Annotated in this window: 4 protein-coding genes; 3 read left to right on the top strand and 1 reads right to left on the bottom strand. The window is 49.2% G+C overall.

Annotated elements, in window-relative coordinates:
- From V7Z69_RS07420 to V7Z69_RS07430, 3 genes are all read left to right on the top strand, one after another.
- Nucleotides 1-795: M17 family metallopeptidase (locus V7Z69_RS07420; RefSeq protein WP_334139407.1), on the top strand; the 795-nt coding region annotated here is incomplete at its 5' end.
- 162 nt (nt 796-957) lie between these two features.
- Complete coding sequence (gene prxU, locus V7Z69_RS07425; protein ID WP_472132420.1) at nt 958-1,554, top strand: thioredoxin-dependent peroxiredoxin; 597 nt, start codon at nt 958-960, stop codon at nt 1,552-1,554.
- A gap of 152 nt (nt 1,555-1,706) precedes the next feature.
- Entirely contained in the window at nt 1,707-2,030 is a 324-nt protein-coding gene (locus V7Z69_RS07430) for a DUF5320 domain-containing protein (protein WP_014162663.1), read from the top strand.
- 45 nt (nt 2,031-2,075) lie between these two features.
- Here the strand turns inward: V7Z69_RS07430 and V7Z69_RS07435 are convergent, their stop codons facing one another.
- Nucleotides 2,076-2,951, bottom strand: coding sequence for a MurR/RpiR family transcriptional regulator (locus V7Z69_RS07435; protein ID WP_014162664.1), 876 nt, complete (start codon nt 2,949-2,951; stop codon nt 2,076-2,078).
- Between the last annotated feature and the right edge of the window lie 102 nt (nt 2,952-3,053).

Genomic DNA, 3,053 nt, shown 5'->3' on the forward strand with positions numbered 1-3,053 from the left:
ACCCCTCCAAGGCTGATCCATATGATATATAAACCTCAAAATCCTGTAGAGAAGATAGCCTTTGTTGGTAAAGGCATAACTTTCGACAGTGGGGGGCTCAATATAAAACCCTCCGATTTTATGAGGACCATGAAGGGAGACAAGGCGGGGGCCTGCAACGTTCTTGGCCTTATGAGGGCTATTGCGAAAATGAACCTGCCCTTTGAGGTTCATGGCTTTATTGGCGCAGCAGAGAACATGCCTGGAGGCGGAGCTTACAGGCCAGACGACATAATAAGATTGAGAAACGGAAAGACCGTTGAGATTGACAATACTGACGCGGAAGGAAGAGTTACATTGGCGGACGTTTTGTCCTACGCATCAGAGCAAAGCCCTTCTTGCATCATAGACATGGCGACCTTGACCGGCGCATGTGCCGTAGCTCTAGGAGAGTATACTGCTGGGGTTTTCGCGAACGACGATGAACTGGTTTCGGACTTTTTAGCGACGGCCAAGGAGACGGGGGAGAGAATGTGGCAGCTGCCCATTGACGATGAGAGGTTGAGGAAGAAGATCAAGTCCCCTGTGGCAGATGTGGTCAACTCCGCGGGACGCTACGGAGGCGCCATAACGGCGGCCATGTTCTTGCAGGAATTCGTAGGAGAGGGCATAAAGTGGCTTCATGTGGACATGGCTGGAACGGATAATACCAAGGAGGAATATGGCTACTACATTAAGGGGGCCACGGGCTTTGGAGTGAGAACTTGTCTAGCTTGGTTGCGGGAAAAGGAGAGAAAAGGACCAGCCGGCCTATGAGCAGTAATGTAGTATAATAAACAGGTAGCGAGGTTTAGGTGTGCTGGTGGAGGTGAGATGATGGAAGAGAAGGAAATCGGATGTGCAAGGCCTACGGGGGCATTGGTGGGAGGAGAGGATGTAAAAGAGATAGTACAGGAGGTGAAACCGTCTATGACTGTCATGGTGGGAAGGCATGCTCCAGATTTCGAGGCTCCTGCGTATTATCAGGGAAAGTTTGTCACGGTTAAGCTCTCAGAGTTCTTAGGCAAGTGGGTTTTGCTTTGTTTCTATCCTGGAGACTTTACCTTTGTCTGAGCCACGGAGGTGTCGGCGGTCGCCGACAGGTACAAGGAGTTTCAGGAGCTTGGTGTAGAAGTGCTGTCTGTCAGTGTGGACAGTCAGTTTGTTCATAAGGTATGGAATGACCAGGAGCTTTCGAAGATGGTAGAGGGCGGAGTTCCCTTCCCAATGATCTCCGATGCCGGAGGAAACTTGGGTAAGATATATGGTGTGTACGACGAGAAAGCCGGTGTGGACGTGAGGGGCCGCTTCATAATAGACCCAGACGGTGTCATACAGGCTATGGAGGTTTTGACTCCTCCGGTAGGCAGGAACGTGGACGAAGCCATAAGACAGATCATGGCCTTCCAGCACGTAAGAAACACTGATGGCAAAGAGGTGACGCCTTCAGGGTGGCAACCTGGAAAGAAGGTTTTAAAGCCTGGTCCGGACCTCGTAGGGGCCGTTTGGAAAGAGTGGACTCCCAAGGATATTTAGTTAATATGTGATGCCTGTAATTTTATGAGGGGCGCCTTTATGAAGGCGCCCCTTTTTTTTGAATTTTAACCAGTGGTATTGACTTTTGGAGGAAAAGATATATATTATTCAATTAGTGATAATGATTATCAATAATAAGGGAGGGGTAAGCAATGCCTAGAGGAGATAGAACAGGTCCTTTGGGTGCTGGCCCTAGGACAGGCCGCATGGCAGGGTATTGTTCCGGTTCCTCCGTGCCTGGTTATATGAATCCGTGGGTTGGCAGAGGCCCTTTTTGGCGTTTGGGCCGTGGGGGTAGAGGCCTCAGGAGGCGCTTTTGTTGGTGGGCCCCTTATGTTGTGGGCTTCCCGCCGGGGCCCTTGCCTTACCAGGAGCCCACGGAGGAGGAAGAAAAGGAATTCCTGAAAAGCCAGGCAGAAGTGTTACAGAAGGAATTGGACGCTTTGAGGAAAAGGCTGGAGGAGCTCGAAGGTTAGAGGCAATGGAGATTGGGCTGACAAGGGGGCTTACGCCCCCTTGTCTCAATATGTTATGCCCTTGGAAACCAGTATTTTCTCAAGGTTGCGGAGTTTGTCTTTTCCTGGGATTTTCTTTTCGTACCCTATGGTCGCTATAAGGGCATCTATAATGGTCATCACTGATACAACCGAGTAAAAGCCTTTGGACGGCGCAGCAGGCAAAATGACCGAAGACCATTGGGAGCCAGGAGATGCTACGTCGGTAGTTATGAGTATAGTTGTAGCCCCCTTGCTGCTTGCGTACTCCAAGGCATCAATCGTCCTTGTGGCGTAATGGGGGCCGCCAATGGAAATGGCAATAAGGGCATCTTTCTCAGAACAGGGGTAAAGTTCGGAGTACATGTTATCCGAGCCGACCATGCAGGGGAAGGATATGTTATCCAGGAATTGATTAAGCATCAAGTAGCAGTAAAGGGCAATGCCCTGGGTGGATCTTAGGCCGACGATGTAAATCCTTTCTGCAGAGCATAGGCTTTGAACTGCCCTAGGGAAATTTTCCATGAGCATGGGGCTGATGGAGTTTGTTATTGATTCAATGTTGTCTTTGGCCACCTCTTGCAGTATGTTTCCCGCAGTGAAATTAAGCTTATTCCATGTCTCTTCCATCTGCCACCACAGGCTCGGTCCCGAAGAGAGCACGACTTTTCTTAGAGTCTCCAAAAAATCGTTGTATGAACCAAACCCCAGCTTTTTAATAGTCCTTATAACCGTTGCGGTGGAAACCCCACTGGATGCAGCGAGCTTTTCCACGGTCATAAAGGCTACGTTTCTGTAATTTTGCAGAATGAAATTGCACAGGAGGGCCTGGCTGCTAGTTAAGGTTTCTTTGCCTTGTCTTAACCTCGCAAATATATCCAAGTACTCTTTTGGGTTTTCCATTAATAATGCTCCTTTCGCCTAATCCTTAACTTCATCTTGGTTTGGGGATGTAAGGGGCCACAAATTGCTTCCGTTTAATTAGTTGAAGGAGATGGTGGGAGT

The organism is Thermovirga lienii (assembly GCF_036847465.1).
Lineage (GTDB): Bacteria > Synergistota > Synergistia > Synergistales > Thermovirgaceae > Thermovirga > Thermovirga lienii.